Origin of the sequence: Halohasta litchfieldiae (assembly GCF_002788215.1) — an archaeon.
Classification (GTDB): domain Archaea; phylum Halobacteriota; class Halobacteria; order Halobacteriales; family Haloferacaceae; genus Halohasta; species Halohasta litchfieldiae.
On the sequence record NZ_CP024845.1, the window covers coordinates 2,494,075 to 2,514,255 of the forward strand.

Sequence of the window (20,181 nt, forward strand, 5' to 3'; positions counted from 1 at the left end):
GGCTACCGATGCTCTTCGAGCAGCCGCTCGGCGTGGGCTTTCGATGTGGCGGTCTCCCAGCGAACCTGTGTTGGCTTGCCAGTCGACTCGCCGTTTGCCCCACCCGCTTCGGTCGACTCGCCGGTTGTCCCACCCGCTTCGGTCGACTCGAAGCCCGACGGTCTCCCGTAGGATAGCGCCTCCTTGAGTTCGTCCCGAAGCACGCCGATGCCGACGCCGAGACTGGTGCCCTCTTGGTCGCCCAACTCGTAGAGACCGTAGCGCTCGGGGGCGCTGGCAACGGTCGACCGATCCAAGGCTTGCCACTGTTTTCTGAGACTCATGTATCAGTTAGGGAGCGACTAATCGAGTCGAGACTCGTCGACGAACTCGTAGCTGGCTTCGCCCCAGTCGTCCTCGACGAAGACAAAGACGCGGCCCCGAGCCTCCTCGGGGTCGGCCTCGACAGTCGTTCGATGACCGCCAGTTCGGGAGACTGTCACGCCGGGGAACACGTCCTCACGGTCGTTTTCCGAGAGGAGGATTCGGCCGACACCGGTGTCTTCGAGGATTTCGTCGGCGGTTTTGAGGTCGTTGACGTACAGCAGGACGCCCTCGGTTTCGGTCGGATCTGTGACGAGAACGTGTGTCTCCTTGCCGGGAGCGGTTTTGAGTGAGCCACTGACCTTTTTGGGAACGCCGCGGTAGATGGTCGTCCGTCCGTCGGCGTAGGTGACGACGACACCCTCCTCACGGAGTTCGACGCCGAGTGTTCGCGGGGGAACGTCGTTATGAACTGCCATACTGTCGCTATGGGAGTGGCCCGAAAAAGTCCGCCGTTTGTCCGGCCACACCCCCACCGAGCGTTGGGTTTATTATCCACTAACGACCAATCAGGATTATGCAACCAACACGCCGTCGGTGCCTTGCGATTGCAGGTGTCGGTATCGGCGCTGGGGTTGCTGGCTGTCTGTCATCGGGATCGAACATCACCTATCCGGAACGGACCGATGGGTCCGACGGACAACCGGACGCCTCCGGGAATGGCGATGAAAGTCCGGGAGAATCCGAAGAGCCGTCCGGAGATCCGATTAACTCCCGGATTGCCGAGGAGACGGCTTCGATCTACGACGAACTCCGGTGGTTCGAAACCGAGTACGACAGGACGATGCGAACGTATCGGGGTCGACTTCGGGATGTCTACACCGAGGTAGAATCCTTACTGGAGACGCTTACCACCGACGGGCGGCTCGATGCACAACCGCTCGAAGACGTCGAGGCGTTCGCAAACGATGTGGCTAGTACGGTCATCGAGATTCCGAAACCACAGTTCACGGGTCATATCAACTTCTCGGCAGTCAACGACGATCGGTTTCCCGTGGCCAAACAGTTCAGGAATCGCAAAGACTGGGACCGAGTCGAACGCGAACTCGAATACGTCGCTCGGATCTACGGCGAGGCGTCCACGGTCAAAGCGACCGAAGAGCGTTACTCGCCCAATCCGGTCGACAACCGACTTCACGAGTGGCTTGCCGGAGACGAACCCGGAACGATGTTCGAGATTCGACACCGCAGCGATGATCCCGATCAGCACGACGATGCCGATCAGCGGCTTCCCGGACACGGCGTCTATGTCGTCAATGATTCGAGCCGTGAGATCGAGTATCTTGACCGGCCGATGGGCGGCAGGCGATACGAGTTGTTGTCGTCGATAGACAATAGATTCGAACCGTTCGCGGAGTCGACCGACCGGCGCTATCAACTCTACGTTCGGTTCCACGATGTGGGAACCAGCGGTCGTATCGATCCTACCCAAACCGATCCACTAGCAGTCTACGGCCAGCAGTACGCTGATCTCGCGGCCGCCGAGGCGGCGTTCGAAACGGTCGTTGCTTCCGAGGCGTTCGACCTCGAAATCGAATCCCAAGTCGACTGGGGCGATGAGACGTGGAATCAGGTGCTCTACACCAAGGACGGACAGCGGTTCTACGCCTATTTCTGTAGAGCAGACTCCTACCTGTTTGCGGTCGACCCCTCACCGACCCCGTGGGAAGAACGGAGCGATGAGTGGACTGAACTCCTCAGCGGCACGTGGCTGAACCCATAACATCCGACTACACCTATGAAAAAGACACTGCAAGCAGTTGGTTTCATGATATCGCTCTTCACCCTTTTCGGTATTGCTCTCGGGGTGTTGGCTTTTGTCTCCGGTTCGTGGGCACAGTCACAGCTCGTCACCGACGCTGGTGGAGCCACCGACTTCGGGCCGATCTTCATCGCCATCGCCTATCTCCAGACCGCTGTCATCATCTTCTTCCTCGGCCCAGTGATCGCCGCACTCGTCGGCGGCCTCCTCGGCTCGGTGTTTTCGAGTCCGAAAACCGCACTTATCACCGGCGGCGGCGGGAGCCTCGTCGGGTTCTACATCATGAGTGTGATCGCACTCGGTGTGCTCGTCCTCTCGAAAGGCGATGGGGCGACACAGGCGTTTTCCTTCGGTCAGGCACTGGTCCCCATGCTCGTCGCAGGGATTCCGACTGCGATTATGGGGAGCCTCGTCTCGGCGCTGAGTTCGGCACTCAACTAACTCCTACAGTGCGAACCGTCACCTCTTTTATCACCCCTGACACCGTTCCGGTATGAAGGGAGTCGCGTCGGCACCGGGTGCCGGCACCGTTCTTAACGCGTTGGCGACACACACAGGGTCGGCCTTCGCCATCGATGTCGACACCACCGCCACCGTCGACCTCGATAGCGGCGACACCGTCACCGGCGAAATCGATGGCGAACCGGATGGCGACACCCGACTGATCGAACGCTGTGTCGACCTCGTCACCGAGCGATTCGGTGACGGCGAGGGTGGCACCGTCCGCACCGAAAGCGAGGTACCGATGGCTGCCGGACTCAAGAGTTCGAGCGCGGCGGCCAACGCCTCGATTCTGGCCACGCTCGATGCCCTCGGCGTCGACGTCGTCGACCCCACTGGTGAAAGTGAACTCGATGGCGATGGAGGGGTCGACCCCGCAGCCGACGAAATCACCTCTCTCGATGCCTGTCGACTCGGCGTCGAAGCCGCCCGTGACGTGGGTGTCACGATCACCGGCGCGTTCGACGATGCCGCCGCGAGCATGGTCGGCGGCGTTGTTGTGACTGACAACGACACCGACGAGTTGTTGGCCCGCGAAACCCGCGACTGGGAGGTGCTGGTCTGGACGCCGCCGGAGCGGGCCTACAGCGCGGACGCCGACGTCGACCGCTGTGGAAAGATCACCGAGATGGCCGACCTCGTCGAGGAGTTGGCACTCGACGGTCGCTACGGCAAGGCGATGACCGTCAATGGACTGGCCTACTCGGCGGCGCTCGGCTTTTCGACCGATCCAGCTATCGAGGCGATGGACCACGCCGAGGGTGTCTCGCTGTCGGGCACCGGCCCCAGTGTCGTGGCGGTTGGCACTGGTGAGTCGCTGGCGGCGGTCCGCGAGCAGTGGGCCGCGCGCGATGGGAGCCTTCTTGAGACGTCGACACAAACCACCGGAGCACGAATCCAATGAGCACTGAAGAAAAGAGTCTGGACGAGCTGCGTACCGAAATCGAAGACATCGACCGGGAGATCGTCGAGTTGATCGCCCGCCGAACCTATGTTGCCGACACGATTGCGGAGGTCAAATCCGAGCGAGATCTGCCAACGACTGATGAAGGCCAAGAGGACAAGGTCATGGATCGCGCTGGGGAGAACGCCGACAAGTTCGACGTCGACTCGAACCTCGTCAAGGCCGTATTCCGACTGCTGATCGAGTTGAACAAGGTCGAACAGCGACAGAACCGGTAGTCGACCGCTATACGCGTTTGTTTTTCTCCGAATCGTGCAGGACCACCAAACTGATTTAGTATTCGCTCCGGTATGGTACGTATGGGAAGTCGCGTAACGTCGCCAAACGGGCCGATATCAACCGACGAGAACGACGAGAACGACGAATCGACGGCCAACATCAGTGATTTCAACAAAGACGACGAGTCGACAGCCAAACTCGGTGACGTACTGTCTGGACGACTGGCAGCTGTCGACATCGACTCTGTTGAAGCAGTGCGCGACACGCGAGAGCGTTGATGAAGGTATTCGTCGATACAAACGTATTCATTGCCAGCATAACCGAGGAACCAGCACGTGGTGAGATAGCGACCGAACTGCTGAACGAGAACTATGAGTTCTGCACGTCGATTCTCAACCTGATGGAAATTCGGTCGGTATTGACGAAAAAGAAGCGTGTGGAACAAGAGCAAGTTGAAAATATACTGACTGACATCTACGGACGCGTCGACATCTACGCGCCGGAAATCAGTGATCAGATTTCGGCATACAGTCTCCAAGAAGACACGCTACTGTACACGCTTGACTGCGTCCTCCTTGCTCTCGCCGAGGATGTCGACGCCACGATGGTCACCTTCGATGGCGAACTACTGGAGCACGGTGCCATCGAGCCAGCCGAGTTGATCGAGTAACGACGCTTTGCTCACAGCCAGTCGACTTTCTCACCGAGCGCCCCGCGCTTCAGCAGGACGAAGCCACCAAATATCATGGCGAAGCCGACAGCCGACAGTACGTCGACCGACTCGCTCAACACGAGCCAGCCCGACAGCGCCGCAAAGATCGGCACGGTATACGAGACGAGATTGATCTCGATGGCTCCCAGTCGGTCAAGTAGGTCGAAGTAGATGACGTAGCCCACAGCGCTTGCAAACACCGCGAGATAGACCAGTGTCACGACGGCTTCGGTTGTCACTGTTATATCGGCCATCGATTCCGACGGGAGGGCGAGGCTCATCGCGTGCAGCAGGATCGCCCCGAACGCGGTCGACCACGCCACCATCCCCTCTGCCGGAAGTCCGCCGTCGACGCGCTGGATCAACACGCTGCCGAGGGCGACACAAACCGCCGCCAGCAGGACGAACCCCGGTGCCAGAAGATCCGCCGCCAGCACCCCCGAAGAGGTCGGCCGAGCGACCAGTCCGACGCCGAGAAAGCCGACGAAAAGTCCCACCGACTCCACGGCTCCCAACTGCTCGCTCGGGAGCAGGAGCCGTGAAAAGCCGGTCGCCAGAATCGGGTTCATCGCAATCAGGATCGCGGCGACCCCGCTTGTGACGCCCTGCTGGCCGACGAACAGGAACGTATTATAAAAGGCGATAATGAGGATCGCACTGATTCCGACGACCGTCCAGTCGGCCTGACTGCGCGGTCGCCAGTAGTCGGTCGCGTATGCCGCATAGCCAAGCATTCCGACGGCGGCGAGGTCGTAGCGAAACGCTGCAAACAGGACCGGCGGCATGAACTCCAGGCCCGCTTTGATCGCCATAAACGACGTTCCCCACAGAAACGATAACAGGAGAAACAGTCCGGCGTTTCGGAAACTACTCACATTCGCATTTTCGCTACCGGCCTTATATATTTACGAGAACCGTACGTGGTTCTGTTCTGCTATTTTTTCTGTCGCCAGAAGAGATCCGAATACGGGCTCAACATCCCCTTCCGTTGCCCTCGACCGTCGGTCGCAACTCAGTCGTGGGGGTGGAGTCGTTCGATGGCTTCGTGGACGGCATCGGTTCGACCGAGCACGGTGAGGTGATCACCGTAGTGAATCTCTTGATTGGTGTCTGGCACCGTGTTCTCGTCATCCCGACTCACGAGTGCGATCATACATCCGCCGGGGAGCATCTCGGAGACGTCACCGACCGTTTTACCGACCAGCGATTCGTCGGTGACTTCGATCTCTTGGACGTCGCCACTCCGGCCGAGTTCGGTCATCCACCGGGAGAGCGCGGGGCGTTCGATGAGGTTGTCGATCCCCCATGCTGTGGCTGATGACGCCGAGACGGTCTCGACGCCGAGTTCGTTGAACGCGTCGACGTTGTCGGGTTCGTTGACCCGAGAGATCACTTTGTGCGTATCGAACTTGGAGCTTGCGAGCTGTGCCACAAGCAGGTTCGTATCGTCGTCGCCTGTGGCGGCAACGACGATTTTCGACCGTTCTGCCCCGGCCTTACGGAGCGTCTCGATGTTGGTTCCATCGCCGTCACGGACGGTAAAGCCCTGATTCCGAAGTTCCTCTGCGGTGTCACCTCGATCTTCGATGATGACGACGTTTTCGCCCCGCTCTTCGAGTCGTTCAACGATTTCTTTTCCTACACGGCCGCCGCCGATAACGAGTACACGCATTGGTATGACCTGTAATTTCTCAGCTATCTGTCTGGCAAATCCACCTTCGAAGACGACAGTCAGCAAAATGACGAGAAACACCGTTCCCGCAAGAATGCTCGCACCCTCGGGGTTCGACGGTGCCTCGGGCGTCTGGAGTTGGATCGCAAACAACGTGGCGACGCTGGCTGGAATGATACCGCGAGGTCCCACGAAACTCATAAACAGTTTCTCGTTCCGCTTGAACCGGTCGCCAGTTGTTGAAATGAACACCAACAACGGGCGGACCAGCAGTGCTATCGCCGCCACGACAAGCAGGCCGCCGACACCGAGTGCAAGCAAGGTATCGAACTCAATCAGTGCTGCCAGCGCGATGAAGACGAACGAAAGCACGATGATCGTCACATCCCCTTTGAACTCCTCGATGGTCTCCTCGTAGGGGAGGTCGGCGTTGCCAAGCAGTATCCCGGCGGTCGCCACCGCGGCAACGCCGGATTCCGAGGCGATTGTATCTGCGAGGGCGAACGCTAAGATCGCTCCAGAAAGCGTCATCAGGCGGGCATTCTGTGGGGTCCAGCCCGTCGACAGCTCCATCCGAACGAAGAGGAACCAGAGTACACCTGCGGTGACCAGTCCGAAAAACACCCCAATACTCAACCGTTGGATAAACTCGACCAGATACTGCGTGGGTGCGACTTCCTGTGCGGTCAGGAGTTTGAAAATGACGACGGCAAGAATCGCCGCGGTGACGTCGTTGACGATCCCCTCGGTTTCGAGCGCCGCGGCAACACGATCCCGAACCGGAACCACGGCCAAAATAGGGGTGATCACTGTCGGCCCGGTCGCGATCAGGAGCGCGCCAATGAGGGCTGCAATCCCCCACTCGGCACCGAGGAAGTACCTAGCTGCGACCGTTGTCCCGACAAACGAGATCACCGCACCGATGGTCACAAGACGCAGTGCCGCAGAGGGGGCTTCACGCAGTTTGTCTACTTTGAGGTGGAACGAGCCCTCGAAGACGATAATCGCGACGCTGATTCCCACAATCGTCGTCAGCGAATCACCGAAGACGTCGACCGTCACAATCGACAACCCCTTTGGCCCGACAGCCACCCCCGCCAAAATCAAAAACAGCACGCTCGGGACGCGAAATCTGTCGGCGAGAACCTGTGCGGCCACGCCGAGAGCGAGGATGAGCGCGACGATGATGAGTGTATCTGGTCCTTCTCCAACCACACAGACAAACACACAGTCGACTCATAAAGAGATGGCGAGATGCGTGGCGATACCGCCCTCACACAGAACAGGCTGGTGACTGTCGGTGAGTTCCGTATCCGGTCGTCGCTGTCGACACAGCCAACGTACATACCGTACGCGGTACTAAGGCCAGTATGTCACCGCCGAATTCGACCGAGACGGTCCCCGCGGCCGTCGACGTCGAGGGTCTCGAACTCGTATATGGCGATGGAACAGCCGCCGTCGACGGGGTGGATATGACCGTCCCCGAAGGCGAGTTCTTCGGCTTCCTCGGCCCCAACGGAGCCGGAAAAACGACGACCATCAAAGTGTTGTCAACGCTGCTCGGACCCACCAGTGGGACGGTCCACGTCAATGGATTCGACGTGCGCACCGAGCCGCGAAAGATTCGGGAGACCATCGGCTACATGGCCCAGGAGACGAGCATCGATCCGGAACTCACCGCCGAGGAGAATATTCGCTTCGCTTGTGAGGCCTACGGCGTCCCGCGAGGCGACCGCGACCAGCGAGTCGACGAACTGCTGGATCTCGTCGACCTCGCCGACGTCGCCGACAAGCGAGCCGAGGAGTTCTCCGGTGGCATGAAAAAGCGACTCGATGCGGCGACCGCGTTGGTCCACCGGCCACCACTAGTCTTTCTCGACGAGCCGACGACCGGATTAGACCCAAAAGCTCGAAACCGGCTCTGGGACTACTTCCGGCGGATCAACGACCGCGGGACGACGATTTTTCTGACCACCCAGTATCTCGAAGAGGCCGACCAACTCTGTGACCGGCTGGCGGTCATCCTCGACGGACAAATAGTCGCCGACGGGAGTCCATCCAACCTAAAAAGACGAGTCGGTGGAGACGTCCTCGATCTCGAACTGGACGGTGGGGTCGACGTTCGCGCCCGTGCCGCAACGATTGCTCGTGAGTTCGAAGCGTTCCCCGATGCGACGGTCGACGAAACCGACGAGGGAATCACTGTCACCGCCGAGTCGGTCCGCCAACACGGGACGGATCTACTTGTCGCCCTCCGCGATGCCGGGCTGACTGTCGTTGGCTTCAATATTCGAGCGCCGACGCTTGACGATGTGTTCCTCGCCATCACCGGCGATACGGTCGACGCCGAGTCGACTGATGCTGTGGAAGACGAGACGCCAGCGTCGACCGCCTCGGAGGTCTCACAATGAGTACCGACGTCGAGGAGTCGACTGAGACAGCCACCCCTGCAGGCCACGGCCTCGACCGCTCCGGCAACAGCTTCCTCGGCGATGTCTGGGTGAATTTCAAACGCTGGAACCTCAAGGCCGTCCGGAATCCGTTTGTGCTGGTCGTCTCGCTGGTCCAGCCGATCATCTTTCTGGTCCTGTTTACCGAAGTATTCGGTACCGTCGCTGGCTCGGCGGTCAATCAGGGGATTCCCGGCATCTCCTACGAGACGTATCTCGTGCCCGCGATTACCATTCAGGTTGCCCTCGCGGCGGCGATCACCTCCGGTATCGGGCTGGTCAACGACATCGAGAACGGGATGTTCGAGAAGGTGCTCGTGACGCCGATGAACCGCACTGCGGTCTTCGTCGGCAAAACCGCCGCCGAAGTGTTTCGCATCGCGGTTCAGATCTCGATCATCCTCGGGCTCGGCCTCGTCCTCGGCGCGGAGATCATCACCGGCGTCGTCGGTGCGCTCGGGATTATCGCGGTCGGCATCCTGTTTTCGCTGTGGTTCGTCGCGTTTTCGAACACGCTGGCGATTCTCACTCGGGACCAAGAGTCGACGATCATCGGCGCGAATCTCCTGCAGTTCCCACTCCTCTTTCTGTCGAGTGCATTTCTCCCGCTGTCGGCGCTCCCGGGATGGATTCAAACGTTCGCCCGGCTCAATCCAGTTACGTATGGGGTCGACGCCGCGCGCTCGCTGATGCTCGATCAGGACGTGATGACTGTGATCGAGGTGACGTGGTTCGGCGGCACCCTCGACGGTGTCGTTCCGGCCGTGGTCGTGTTGCTCGGCTTGGATCTCGCGTTCGGTGCTCTTGCCGTCTCGCTGCTCTCTCGGGCATCGAGTTCTGACGTGCAATAACGGCGAGACGCCTAACAGGTGTGGTACTCGACGGGTGTATTTTTAGGGAAGAAACGAATAAGGGACCCAATGACCACTCTCGCCCTTTCGGCTGGTCGAGTCGTTGCGGCCATCTTCCTCGTATTTTTAAATGGCTTTTTCGTGGCCGCGGAGTTCGCCTACGTCCGAATTCGGTCGACAGCTGTCGAGACACTCGTTGAGGAGGGGAAACCCGGTTCGGATCTCTTGGATGAGGCCCTCGACAACCTCGACGACTACCTCGCGGTCACCCAACTCGGGATTACGATTTCCTCGCTTGGATTGGGTTGGATCGGGGAGCCAGCGGTGGCGGCGCTTATCGAGCCCCTCATGGAGCCGTTTCTCTCACCGGAAGCGATCAGCATCGCTGCCTTCGCCATCGGGTTCAGCGTGATTACGTTCCTCCACGTCGTCTTCGGCGAACTTGCCCCGAAGACAATCGCTATCGCACAGGCCGAACGTGTGTCGCTGTTCGTCGCCGCGCCGATGAAGTTCTTCTACGTTATTTTTCGACCGGGTATTTACGTGTTCAACGGGACCGCGAACTTCTTCACACGGCTCATCGGTGTTCCGCCAGCCTCCGAGACCGATGAGACGCTGACTGAGAAAGAAATTCTGACTGTGTTGACCCGGTCAGGGACCGAAGGTCATATCGACGCCGAAGAAGTCGAGATGATCGAACGCGTCTTCGATCTCGACGATATTTCGGTCCGAGAGATCATGATCCCGCGTCCGGACGTGGTGAGCGTGTCGGCGGATCTGTCGCTGTCGGAGCTCCGGTCGACCATCATCGAGGAGGGCCACACCCGATACCCGGTCGTCGAGGGGTCCGAGTCCGACCAGATGGTCGGCTTCGTCGACGTCAAAGACGTGCTCCGAGCAAGCGAGTTCGACGCCGAGCGAGCCGACAAGATCACGGCGAGAGATCTCGCCCGTGAGATGCCGATCATTCCAGAAACCGGACAGGTCACCGACCTTTTAAACCAGTTCCAGACCGAACAGCGGCAGATGGCCGCCGTGATCGACGAATGGGGCGCGTTTGAAGGAATCGTCACGGTTGAGGACATTATCGAAGTCGTCCTTGGCGATCTGCGGGACGATTTCGACGTTCCGGAGAGCGAGCCATCGATCAGCAAGCGCGAAAACGGCACCTACGTCGCCGACGGCAGCCTCACGATTTCGATGGTCAACGAGACGCTCGACACCGAGTTCGAAACCAACGAGTTCGGCACGGTCGGTGGACTCGTGTTGGATCGGTTGGGTCGGGCCCCCGCAGTTGGCAACCGAATCGAGGTCGACGGCTACCGCTTCACTGTCGAGAGCGTCGACGGCGCGCGAATCACCTCGGTCGCTATCGACGAGACTGACACGTCGACCGAAGAGGGCGAGGCGAGCGAGGAAAGTCGCTCCGACGACGAAAACGATGAGGCCAGCGACTGATCGGCTCGTCACCGGTTAAAAAGGACCTGCCACACGTGTAAGTCAGTCGCCGCCAAACTACTATTCATGTATGACCAGATTCTCGTCCCCGTCGACGGCAGCGACCCGGCGACCGCGGCACTCGACCACGCCCTCGATATCGCTGCGGACCACGAGGCGACACTCCATCTCATCAACGTGGCCGACACCAACGTTCCCAGTCTGACCCGGATCGGCGTCGACGTGGTCGACGCGCTGGTCCAAGAGGGCGCAGACATCGTCGCCGAAGCCCGCGAGCGTGGCGAGAAACGCGACGTCTCGATGGTGACAGAGGTGATTCAGGGCGAACCAGCAGCAGCCATCCTTGAGTACGACGAGAGCTACGAGATCGATTGCATCGTGATGGGGACCCGCGGCCAGCGCGACCTCGGGGAGTACGTCCTCGGAAACGTCACCGATCAGGTCGTTACCACAACTGAAACTCCGGTCGTGACGGTCAGAGCGGCCGCCGAGGCCGCACCCTATCCATACGAAACCGTCCTCGTCCCGACTGACGGCAGCGACCACGCGTCGGCGGCCGTCGAACGCGGTGCGGAGATCGCCGCCTACCATGGGGCAACACTCCATCTTCTGTTTGTCGTCGACGAACAGCCACTGGGAATCGATGCACGCTCGGCGGCGGCCACCGAGCGGCTCGAAGCCGACGGTCAGACCCTCCTCGATGAGGCTGCCGAGATCACAGCCGAGCGAGGATGTACCGACGTTACCACCGCTGTGCAGCAAGGTTCAGTTCGAAGCGAAATCAGATCTTATGCAGACACGAAGAATGTCGACCTCATCGTGATGGGAACCCACGGCCGGACCAGTCTCAATCAGCGCCTTCTGGGGAGTATCACCGAACGAGTGCTCCGAACGGCCCCCGTGCCGGTGTTGACCGTCGGCAGCCACGAATAGCTACGCTTGATGGGTAGCCAACGGCGCTCAGTACTCCCAGAGCCGCTCGATCCGTGCCTCGAGCTCCGGATGGGCTGCTTGGAGCGTCTCGACGTTGGTTTCACCGTCGACGTTGATCACGTGGACCTCGCCGCGCTCGCCATCATAGACGTCCTGAAAGTCGTAGACGACACCAATACAGTCGACATCGTCGAGCACGTCCTCGCTCTCTAAGAGCATCTGGATCTGTCGGTCGACATTGTACTCGACGAGCCGATTTATTGTACCAGCCCGGCTCACATCGTCGGGAAGCATATCAAGCGCGGGTTCGAGAGGTGGTTTTAAAAGGTCGAGACAGTGACTAATCCCGGCTGGCTCGTCGAGGCCCTCGGTCAGATCGTCGTAGGTCGCAGTGACGGCTCCACAGCCGGTGTGGCCCATCACGATGGCGGTTTTCGTCCCGGTGTGGGCAATCGGGTACAGCACGTCGCCGGAGACGACATCGCCCTCGTCAGTTCGCTGGATGACGCGGTTGCCGATGTTGCCACAGGAAAACAGCTGTCCGGGCTCGTCGTTGCCCCAGATGTGGTCTTGAAGCACCCGTGAGTCCGAACAACAGACCGTGACCGCACCCGGATACTGGGCGTCTTGAACGTCGTCAAACCGAGTTTTGAATTCGTGGGCGTGGTCGACGTTCCGCGCTAATAAGTCGACGACAGTCTGATTCATATACTACGGTCTCCCGCAGTGAATAAAATTCTTCACTCTCGACGGCTCAACCGTTCGTCTGCTGTCGGTTGACTCTCAGTCACGGGATGAAAACTATTGATTGCTCCTCGCAGGCGTCGCTGGCCAGTTTGAGCAGTTCAGAACCCGCATCGATCTCCAGCGAGAGCCGTTCACACAGTGTGAGGGGCTTCCAACTCGTCTGGTACAGTCCTCCTCGACAAACCGACAAAATGCCGCCGCAAGATCCTCGGTCATACCGATAAATCACCGGTGTAGATAATAACTATTTGGTGATAGTATGCTACTCGGAGTCCGCGTCAGTCGCGTGATAGTCGTCAGTACACGGTCCACCCACGCTCGCTGCGTAGGGACAACTGCCACAGGTCTCGGGGTCCGGACGAGTTTCGAGACCATCCGCGGAGGGAATCGGGAGCGCGTCGCTCGCGTCGACGACTGTTCGGTCGACCCACTCAGTATCGAGATTGTCTGTCACAGCAACCGGTGTGAGGACTGGCTCCGCGGCGGGATCGATGTAGCCGAGAGTCGCGGTCTCGACCGTGATTCCGAACTGCCGTTCGAGGAGCCATGCGTACACGGAGAGTTGCTGGCTGTGTGCCGAGTCCGCTGGGTCTGCTGGCCGCTGGCCGGTTTTCCAGTCGACTAAGTGCCACGCCCCCTCGCTTCGATACAGCAGGTCGACGGTTCCGGTCAGACGGAGCTCGCGTCCCTCGGTCGAGACGAGATCTGAGAGATCGTACTCAGTGACCCATTCGCCAGCCGTCGACTGACACTGCTCGAAGAGTGTGGACGACTCGACCGCCGTGAGGACTGTTCGCAGTTGGCTCTCGACTGCCTCCGGCTGGTCTCGAATATACTGCCCTGCGCGCTCGGGGTCGCTCAGCCGTAGCTCAATCGCCCGGTGGACGATGTCGCCCCACTCGTTGGGGGCGAGGGAACCCGGCGGTTGTGTCGACGCGGTCGACGCGACCGGTTGATCCAACCGACCCGACCGAGACGGCTGGCGGACGGCTTCGATTGCTTGGACGTGACGGTACTGGAAGGCACGCGGACAGGACGCAAGCGTGGCGAGCGATGACGCTGAGACGGTTCGTGGCCGGTATGTCTGGGTGTCGATCTCGTCGCCACTGCCCGGCAGTCGACCCAACTCGTCGAGGAGATCGAGTTCGGGTGTCGGTTTGGGGGACTGCGGTGGTATCTCGTCGACGCCAATCGAAACGGTCTCCGAGATTTCTTGGTCCGCGTCGACGCGCCACGAGAGATCTTGCGAAATTGTTCGATCCGCAGGGTCGCGGTCGGTGATCGAATCCCAGCCAGCGTCGGGGGCTAGCGTCTCGTTGAACGCCGCGAGCCATGTCGTCCACTGCGCTTGGTCATAGTAGTCGGAGTTCGTATCCAGATCACCCACTCCAAGAAAGACGTGGTCCTCGGCGCGGGTGAACGCCACGTAGGCCAGCCGCCAAAACTCCGCCTCGTGGGCTTTTAAATGGCTATTCAGTGGGTTGGGGTACCGGAACGCGCCAGTCTCGGTCCGGGCATCCGAAAGCCAGATCGGTCCCGTCGCATCGGGGTAGTCGGTGTCCAAATCGTCGTTGAACCAGACGGGCCGACTGCGATCCGAATCTGGCGTTGGGAACTCGACACCCTCCGGACTCGGGGGCGTGCCGGGGCGTGGCCGGAGCCCGAAACCATCCCGTCGACTCATCACCAGTCGGTCGTGTTGGAGTCGGGGGTAGTTCGAGGGTTTCGGCAGATCACAGAGGAACACGATGGGGTACTCTTGGCCCTTGGCCTGATGGACCGTCGTCAGCGTGACCGCATCGCCACGCTCGCTATCGCGGTCGGCGACCGAAAACTGCGGGTCGCTGCTGTCGGTTCCGCCTCGAAGCGCTCGGAGTCGACTGCGGAACTCCCGGTAAGAAAGCAGTTCGTCGACTTCCCAGTCGTCGACGAGTTCGGTCAACAGCCAGACGTTGCCGTAGCGCCGAAGCCCGTCGCTGTCGCTCAGCAGCACCGCGTCCAGTCCGGAGTGCTGTAGCAAGCGGTGGATAAGCGCCGTCTTCGAGGTTTCGCGCACCCAGTTGAGATCCTCACGGAGCGACACCAGCCCGGCGAGTCGCTGGCGGTCGTCGGCCGGAAGCGATTCCGGCCACGCGTCGACGAGCGTCTCCAACTCGGAGTCTGTGGCGACAACCGTTCGGATCGTCTCGTCGGAGAGGGCGACCAGCGGCGACCGGAGCAGTCGACGGAGATCGATGTCATATGGTCGGGCGATCCACGACAGCAGATCGATCAGTAGTTGGATTTCGGGCTGCTCGAAGAGGTCGCCGGTCGCAACCGCCTCGGCAGCGATGTCGTATTCCTCGCGGAGGACGGTTGCGTAGCGCTCCATCTGGCGTGTCGACCGAAACAGCAAGGTGATGTCGCCCGGTGTGGGCTGTCGGCTAGGCTCGTCGTCAGTATCTTCCTCGCCCCCGGCGGTTTGGATAGTCACTGGTGGCTCCTCCGTATCGGGGTCGGTGATCGCTGCAATCGTCTCGGCAACGCGCGTCGACTCGGCAGCCGCCCAGTCGGCGGCCGCAATATACTCACTCAGATCCTCGCTGGTCGCACCCACATTGAGGACATGGATGTGAGAGTCGTCATCATTGTTATCGCTCTCAGTGGTCTCAGCAGTCTCTGTATTGGCTTCCCACGGCGAGCCGTAGGGGTCGACGGGGACATACGACGGTCCCGACCCGTCGACTGCGCCGCGGCCCTCGTCCCCAAGCAGCCGCTGAAAGACGTGGTTCGCGGCCGCGGCGATGTCGGGATGATGCCGAAACACCGTCGTCAGCGCGTGGTAGCGCACACCACTGACGTTGAGATGCGGTATCGTCGCCGGGTCGGGGGCCACAGCCTGTGTCGTTTCGATGATCTCGGCGAACAGCGCGGGGTCGGCCGACCGCCATTCGTAGATGGCCTGCTTGCTGTCGCCGATCAGAAACAGGTTCGATCCATCCTCGTCGGTACCACCACTCTCGTCCTCAGGCTCGACAAGTCGACGAAGCACGGCACACTGGACCGTACTCGTGTCCTGAAACTCGTCGACGAAGACGTGGTCGAACCGCTGGCCCAGTGTCTGCCGGAACGGAGCGGTCGGCTCGCAGTCGTCGAGATAGCTGTTGAGCAGGTGTGCGACATCGGTAAAAGTGAACTGCCCGGCCCGCCGCGTTCGGCTGTCGTACGCCCGCTCGTAAGCCGTCAATAGGGTGGCAAACGCATCGATGGCGGCCTCGGTCTCGAAGTAGGTCGCTCTGACGTGTGCCAGTAGCTGCTGGGCGTCGGCCTCGGAGTCGACCGAGAGCTCCGCATCCTCGCTGACGACCGCCCTGAGAATTGCAGTGATGTCGTCGACCGTCTCCGGTGGAACCGAGTTTGGTCTGGTCTCCGTGTCAGTCTCACCGAGCCAGTGGCCGCCGTCACCGCCATAACCCACAATGAGGCTCTCCCGAAGCGATTCGGCAGCCTCGGCCGTCGAGATACCGAACTCACGGCAGTTCTGTTGGGCCGAAGCCAGCATCTCTTCGACGGTATCCGGAGGATACGTGCGCCACTCCTCGGCCGGATACGCCTCTTCGAGCGTCCGGAACTCGCTGCGGTACTCCCGGCGGAGATCCGCGAAAATCTCCTCACGGAGTCGCTGGAGTTCGAGTCGGTCGTCGACGTTGAAATCCGGCGGTACAGTCGCCTCGATGGCAATCTCCCGGAGCAGATCCGCGAACAGCGCATCCAGCGTCTGGATGTTGCTCTCGGTTTCGATCCACCGGAACACGTCCTGCGGAAGCCCACCCCCGTTGTCGACGTGATGCCGAAGCAGTCCTTTGAGTCGGGTTTTGAGTTCGGCAGTCGCATCCCGACCGAACGTCGTCACGAGAATATCCGACAGCGGATTGTCGGTCTCGCTGGCGGTTCGGACGATGGTTTCGGCCAGCGTCACCACGAGCGTGGTTGTCTTCCCAGTGCCTGCGGAAGCGTCGACCACCACCCGACCAGTGCCTTCAAAGTAGCTCGCCAACACCGCTCGCTGGTCGTCGACCGGCGGATGGGGCGGTCCCTCACCATCTTCAAGAGACAACTGAAGGTCGATGTCGCTGGACTCGCCAGCAGTCGACCGAGTGTCTTGGCTCATTTGCCACCCCGCTGTCGACTGGCTGGTACCTGACAGAGATCACGGTAACCACAGCCGACGCAGCCGCCGTTGTCCACGAACGAGTCGGAGACGTCGTAGGTGATCGGTTCGTCGACGGCAGTCATCGGTTCGAGAGAGCCAGCAGCTGAATCGCGCCACTCGTCCCACTCCGAGCGGCTGATTCGCGTGAGATTCGACGTGTCCGGAATCGCCGCAGGGATCGGGTTGAGATCGCCGCCGATGAGAAGTCCCCGCGGTGCGGAGGCGGCCGCACTGGTAGGATCATAGACGAGCGTACCACCGAATGTGTCGGCCATCTCGGCACCACCCAGAAGTCGGTGGTCGCGTTCGGTAACCGCGCTCTGTGACGGGAGGGACTGACTTACGAGCTGTTTGGCGGTCCCTTCGGCACCGGTGTACCAGACTGGGATCAAAAATCCGGACTCCGGAAGCACGTCGACACGGTGGCCGGGCACCCGAACCGCATGCCCATCGATCTGAACGGTCGTTGCTGGTTCCCACCGCCACTCCCTGTTGATGTCTGCATTGAGTTCCTGCTGGACGGCCTGATACTCACCGAGCATCGGTTGCATCAGACTCGAATCGAGTGCCGGATCGGTCTCGATCCACGAGGCCAACTGATCACGGAACGCCCCCAGCGAGTCGTACCGGCTGAGGGCAGCCTGTCGATCCGCGAGCCGGCCGGTCGACGAGATCAGTCGACGGAGTCCGTCAGTGAACGCTGGATCGGGATACTGCTTGCCGAGCCGTGTCGCCCGGTCAGCAACCCGGTCTCTGTCGATGCCGCCTGTGTTTACATACTGATAAAAGTAGAACTTGAGTTGGCAGTTGGTATATAAATCGAGCTCGTGGGGTCGGATCGGTGGACCCGTAATCTCTGCCAGCGACTGTTTTGGAGTTGCTGTCTCGCTGTCCGCCGAAAACAGCGGTTCGTCAGGACTGACAGTGATCGACCGAATATCCTCGCCCAGATATCGCCGTCGACGTGGGTCGATCTCCCGGCTGTAGGCGTCGCCATCGACCCGCGACAGCAGGTCGACAATGGCGTCTCGGTCGGTGAGCGAACCTGTCGACCGACCGGCGGGCCCATTGATCCCATCGGGAAACGTCGCCGAAAGCAGTCGAAGCCGGTCCCGTGGCGTTGCAGTCCGGATTGTGGTCTCCCAATCGCTCTCGCGGTCGGCTGTTGGGAGCCACTCATCCATGGCGATACGGTGGATTTCCTCGTCGGCCCCCGAGGTGTAGGCGTCGACAAATCCCGACCACGGGACAGTCTCACCCTCTTTGGTTCTGAACTGTCGACAGAGCCAGACGCTCTCGGTGGCCGCATCGACTGCTGCGCGGTATTCGTCGATATCGCCCTCGAACTGGCTCTGATTGGTCGGCGCGTGGAGATACGCAGTCGGGGTTCCATCGTCTGCTGCCGCCGAAATCTCGCGGATCGTCCCGTAAAACGTCTCGTGGAAGATATTTGGTTGGCTACGGTCGGCAGGGAACTCCTCGGCGGCCAGACCAATGACGAACACGTGGTCGGCCTCGATGTAGTGTGCGTTGGCGGCGTTGATGATCCGCACCGCATTACCGTCGGCGTTCTGCGGCCAGTAGGAGCCACTGCCACAGACCTGTCTCACGGCTTCGGCGGCCACCTCCCAGCCGGGAGCTGCGAGGTCGGTCTCGATGGCTCGGTCGACGTAGCTGCCAACGCGGTCGGACTGTGCCCGAAGTCGGGCGACGACATGAGAGTCGTGTTTGGTGGTGAGTGCGGTTCGTGTTCCATCAATACCGGGACCTGAGGGTCGACGAACGCCGCGGCTGGTCAGTGGCCTGAGATGTGCATCGAGCACCGATTCGATCAGGTCGACGACCGCCTCGTCCGACTCAGGGGCCGAGTCGGCAGTCTCGTCGACCCACTCGATGAACGCGGTCATTACTGGCAGTTCGGTCGGCGAGAGTTCGGTCTGAATCGTCTCGATCCAGTCTGCCAATGGTTGGCCCTCCTCGTCGACTGCCGTGGCAACTGTTTCAAGACGAGCCTCAATTTCGGCAGCTGTTTGGCCATCCACTGGCCACTCCACCTCCGAGGCTGTCGCTGTGTCGGGGGGACAAAAGCCCAGTCGAAGCGGGTCGACAAGCTCTTGTGTGGTAATCGGTGTTCCGTTTTCGATGGCCGCCAGCAGGTCGACGACGGCCCGCAGATACCGATACGGAACCGTCTGCATCAGGGGCTGGCGGGCCTCGATATGCGTCGGGATTTCGTGGCTGGTGAACACGTCGGCAATCCGGTTCCGGTAGGGAATCACGTCCTTGGCGGCGATGACGATATCTCCACAGGTCGTCTCGGTCGACTCATCGCTGTCGACGTCCATCGCCGTCAGTTCTCGGATCGCTCCGGCGACATATTCGAGTTCCCGTCGACCATCGGGGGCCTCCACAAATTCGACGTTCGGGAGCGAGTCGGGAGGATCTCCTCGGACCGTCTCCATCAGTCCCGCAACGTGTGGGGTTTCGGGGTCGTCGGTCTCACCCGGCGTGAGATCCGGATCGAGACTCGTTGCGTTGAGTCGGTCGTAGAGCGTCGCCCCCGCGCCCGTCTCGGTTCCGAACAGATACAGATCCGGCCCGTCGTCGAGGTGGGCGAGTGTTTCGAAAAAGCGGAGCGTGGGGTTGTCGAGGACCGAGATTGTGTCGACGGCGACCCACTCGACGTCGGGATAGCAGTCGACCCACTCGGCGGCCAGCGCCTCGCGGGCGGCACTGACGAGATGGCTTCGTGAGATATACGCAGCCTCCGGCAGGTCTTCGGTTCGTTGCTGGAGGGCAGTATGGAGTTCCTGAAACGCATCGAGAGCCTGCTGGGAGCGACTCCCGGCATAGGGGTCGCGTGCAGCGAGATCGGTGGCGACGTCGACTGCTGCGGCGTGGTCCTCACCGGCATCGGTCATCCGAAAGTAGCGGTCGAGTTCTCGCCAGAGCGTGTCTCGAAGCGTGGGTCGACCGGCCCAGTCGAACCCCGACAGCAGGCTGTCGACGGTCTCGACCGAGCCGGAGTCAGAGGCGGTGGTGATCGTATCGACCAGCAGGGCTTCGCAGAGCTGTTGGTCGAGGATGTCGACCGACGCGGGGTCGTCAGTGTGACGGCTGTGATGGGAGTCGAGCAGGCGGCTCGCAGTGTCCTCGATTGTCGAAATGTCGAGGGCCGCTGTTGGAATTCCCTGCCGGGCGAGTGCCTCTTCGAGGTTGTCACCAACGATGCCGCCAGCGACCAGACAGAGGCCCGTCGTCTCTGTGGTGGGTACTGGGTCTTCTCGGTCGACCCGTGTGTCGAGAAACGAAACCAGCGATCCATATGACACCGTTACTGACACGATACGCTACGCG

Annotated in this window: 17 protein-coding genes; 10 read left to right on the top strand and 7 right to left on the bottom strand. The window is 60.7% G+C overall.

What is annotated here, in order from left to right; translation table 11 throughout:
• Window positions 1-2 precede the first annotated feature (2 nt).
• The gene (locus tag HALTADL_RS12590; protein WP_089671088.1) at window positions 3-323 is read right to left on the bottom strand and encodes a DUF7508 domain-containing protein; all 321 of its coding nucleotides are present in this window, start codon (window positions 321-323) and stop codon (window positions 3-5) included.
• Window positions 324-341: 18 nt separating this feature from the next.
• On the bottom strand, window positions 342-782 hold the full coding sequence (locus HALTADL_RS12595; protein ID WP_089671089.1) for a DUF5796 family protein: 441 nt from the start codon (window positions 780-782) through the stop codon (window positions 342-344).
• 98 nt (window positions 783-880) lie between these two features.
• On the opposite strand from HALTADL_RS12595, the gene HALTADL_RS12600 reads away from it, so the two are divergent.
• The 6 genes from HALTADL_RS12600 (at window position 881) to HALTADL_RS12625 (ending at window position 4,479) form a co-directional block, all read left to right on the top strand.
• Window positions 881-2,086 carry a hypothetical protein gene (locus HALTADL_RS12600; protein ID WP_089671090.1) on the top strand — a complete coding sequence of 402 codons (1,206 nt, stop codon included), beginning with the start codon at window positions 881-883 and terminating at the stop codon, window positions 2,084-2,086.
• Between the two features lie 45 nt (window positions 2,087-2,131).
• On the top strand, window positions 2,132-2,566 hold the full coding sequence (locus HALTADL_RS12605; protein WP_143054111.1) for a hypothetical protein: 435 nt from the start codon (window positions 2,132-2,134) through the stop codon (window positions 2,564-2,566).
• Window positions 2,567-2,618: 52 nt separating this feature from the next.
• Window positions 2,619-3,530, top strand: coding sequence for a shikimate kinase (locus HALTADL_RS12610; RefSeq protein WP_089671092.1), 912 nt, complete (start codon window positions 2,619-2,621; stop codon window positions 3,528-3,530).
• Window positions 3,527-3,808 carry a chorismate mutase gene (locus HALTADL_RS12615; RefSeq protein ID WP_089671093.1) on the top strand — a complete coding sequence of 94 codons (282 nt, stop codon included), beginning with the start codon at window positions 3,527-3,529 and terminating at the stop codon, window positions 3,806-3,808. Before HALTADL_RS12610 ends, HALTADL_RS12615 begins: the two co-directional genes overlap by 4 nt.
• A gap of 81 nt (window positions 3,809-3,889) precedes the next feature.
• Window positions 3,890-4,087, top strand: a complete 198-nt coding sequence (locus HALTADL_RS12620; RefSeq protein ID WP_089671094.1) for a hypothetical protein — start codon at window positions 3,890-3,892, stop codon at window positions 4,085-4,087.
• Entirely contained in the window at window positions 4,087-4,479 is a 393-nt protein-coding gene (locus tag HALTADL_RS12625) for a type II toxin-antitoxin system VapC family toxin (RefSeq protein WP_089671095.1), read from the top strand. The genes HALTADL_RS12620 and HALTADL_RS12625 overlap by 1 nt, the downstream gene beginning before the upstream one ends.
• An 11-nt stretch (window positions 4,480-4,490) precedes the next feature.
• Here HALTADL_RS12625 and HALTADL_RS12630 read toward each other — a convergent pair whose 3' ends face one another.
• Both HALTADL_RS12630 and HALTADL_RS12635 read right to left on the bottom strand, forming a co-directional pair.
• Window positions 4,491-5,396: a DMT family transporter gene (locus HALTADL_RS12630; RefSeq protein WP_089671096.1), complete on the bottom strand. Its 906-nt coding sequence runs from the start codon at window positions 5,394-5,396 to the stop codon at window positions 4,491-4,493.
• Between the two features lie 137 nt (window positions 5,397-5,533).
• Window positions 5,534-7,408 carry a cation:proton antiporter domain-containing protein gene (locus HALTADL_RS12635; RefSeq protein WP_089671097.1) on the bottom strand — a complete coding sequence of 625 codons (1,875 nt, stop codon included), beginning with the start codon at window positions 7,406-7,408 and terminating at the stop codon, window positions 5,534-5,536.
• A 155-nt stretch (window positions 7,409-7,563) separates the two neighbouring features.
• Between HALTADL_RS12635 and HALTADL_RS12640 the strand changes: the two genes are divergently transcribed.
• The 4 genes from HALTADL_RS12640 (at window position 7,564) to HALTADL_RS12655 (ending at window position 11,885) form a co-directional block, all read left to right on the top strand.
• The gene (locus tag HALTADL_RS12640) at window positions 7,564-8,604 is read left to right on the top strand and encodes an ABC transporter ATP-binding protein (RefSeq protein ID WP_089671098.1); all 1,041 of its coding nucleotides are present in this window, start codon (window positions 7,564-7,566) and stop codon (window positions 8,602-8,604) included.
• Window positions 8,601-9,494, top strand: a complete 894-nt coding sequence (locus tag HALTADL_RS12645; RefSeq protein ID WP_089671099.1) for an ABC transporter permease — start codon at window positions 8,601-8,603, stop codon at window positions 9,492-9,494. The genes HALTADL_RS12640 and HALTADL_RS12645 overlap by 4 nt, the downstream gene beginning before the upstream one ends.
• 69 nt (window positions 9,495-9,563) lie before the next feature.
• Window positions 9,564-10,952 (top strand): hemolysin family protein, encoded by a 1,389-nt coding sequence (locus HALTADL_RS12650; protein WP_089671100.1) that lies wholly within the window; start codon window positions 9,564-9,566, stop codon window positions 10,950-10,952.
• A 66-nt stretch (window positions 10,953-11,018) separates the two neighbouring features.
• Entirely contained in the window at window positions 11,019-11,885 is an 867-nt protein-coding gene (locus HALTADL_RS12655) for a universal stress protein (RefSeq protein WP_089671101.1), read from the top strand.
• Window positions 11,886-11,912: 27 nt separating this feature from the next.
• On the opposite strand, the gene HALTADL_RS12660 is transcribed toward HALTADL_RS12655, so the two are convergent.
• From HALTADL_RS12660 to HALTADL_RS12670, 3 genes are all read right to left on the bottom strand, one after another.
• Window positions 11,913-12,593 (bottom strand): carbonic anhydrase, encoded by a 681-nt coding sequence (locus HALTADL_RS12660; RefSeq protein ID WP_089671102.1) that lies wholly within the window; start codon window positions 12,591-12,593, stop codon window positions 11,913-11,915.
• A 301-nt stretch (window positions 12,594-12,894) separates the two neighbouring features.
• On the bottom strand, window positions 12,895-16,782 hold the full coding sequence (locus HALTADL_RS12665) for a UvrD-helicase domain-containing protein (protein ID WP_089671103.1): 3,888 nt from the start codon (window positions 16,780-16,782) through the stop codon (window positions 12,895-12,897).
• The gene (locus tag HALTADL_RS12670) at window positions 16,779-20,168 is read right to left on the bottom strand and encodes a hypothetical protein (protein WP_143054112.1); all 3,390 of its coding nucleotides are present in this window, start codon (window positions 20,166-20,168) and stop codon (window positions 16,779-16,781) included. Before HALTADL_RS12670 ends, HALTADL_RS12665 begins: the two co-directional genes overlap by 4 nt.
• Between the last annotated feature and the right edge of the window lie 13 nt (window positions 20,169-20,181).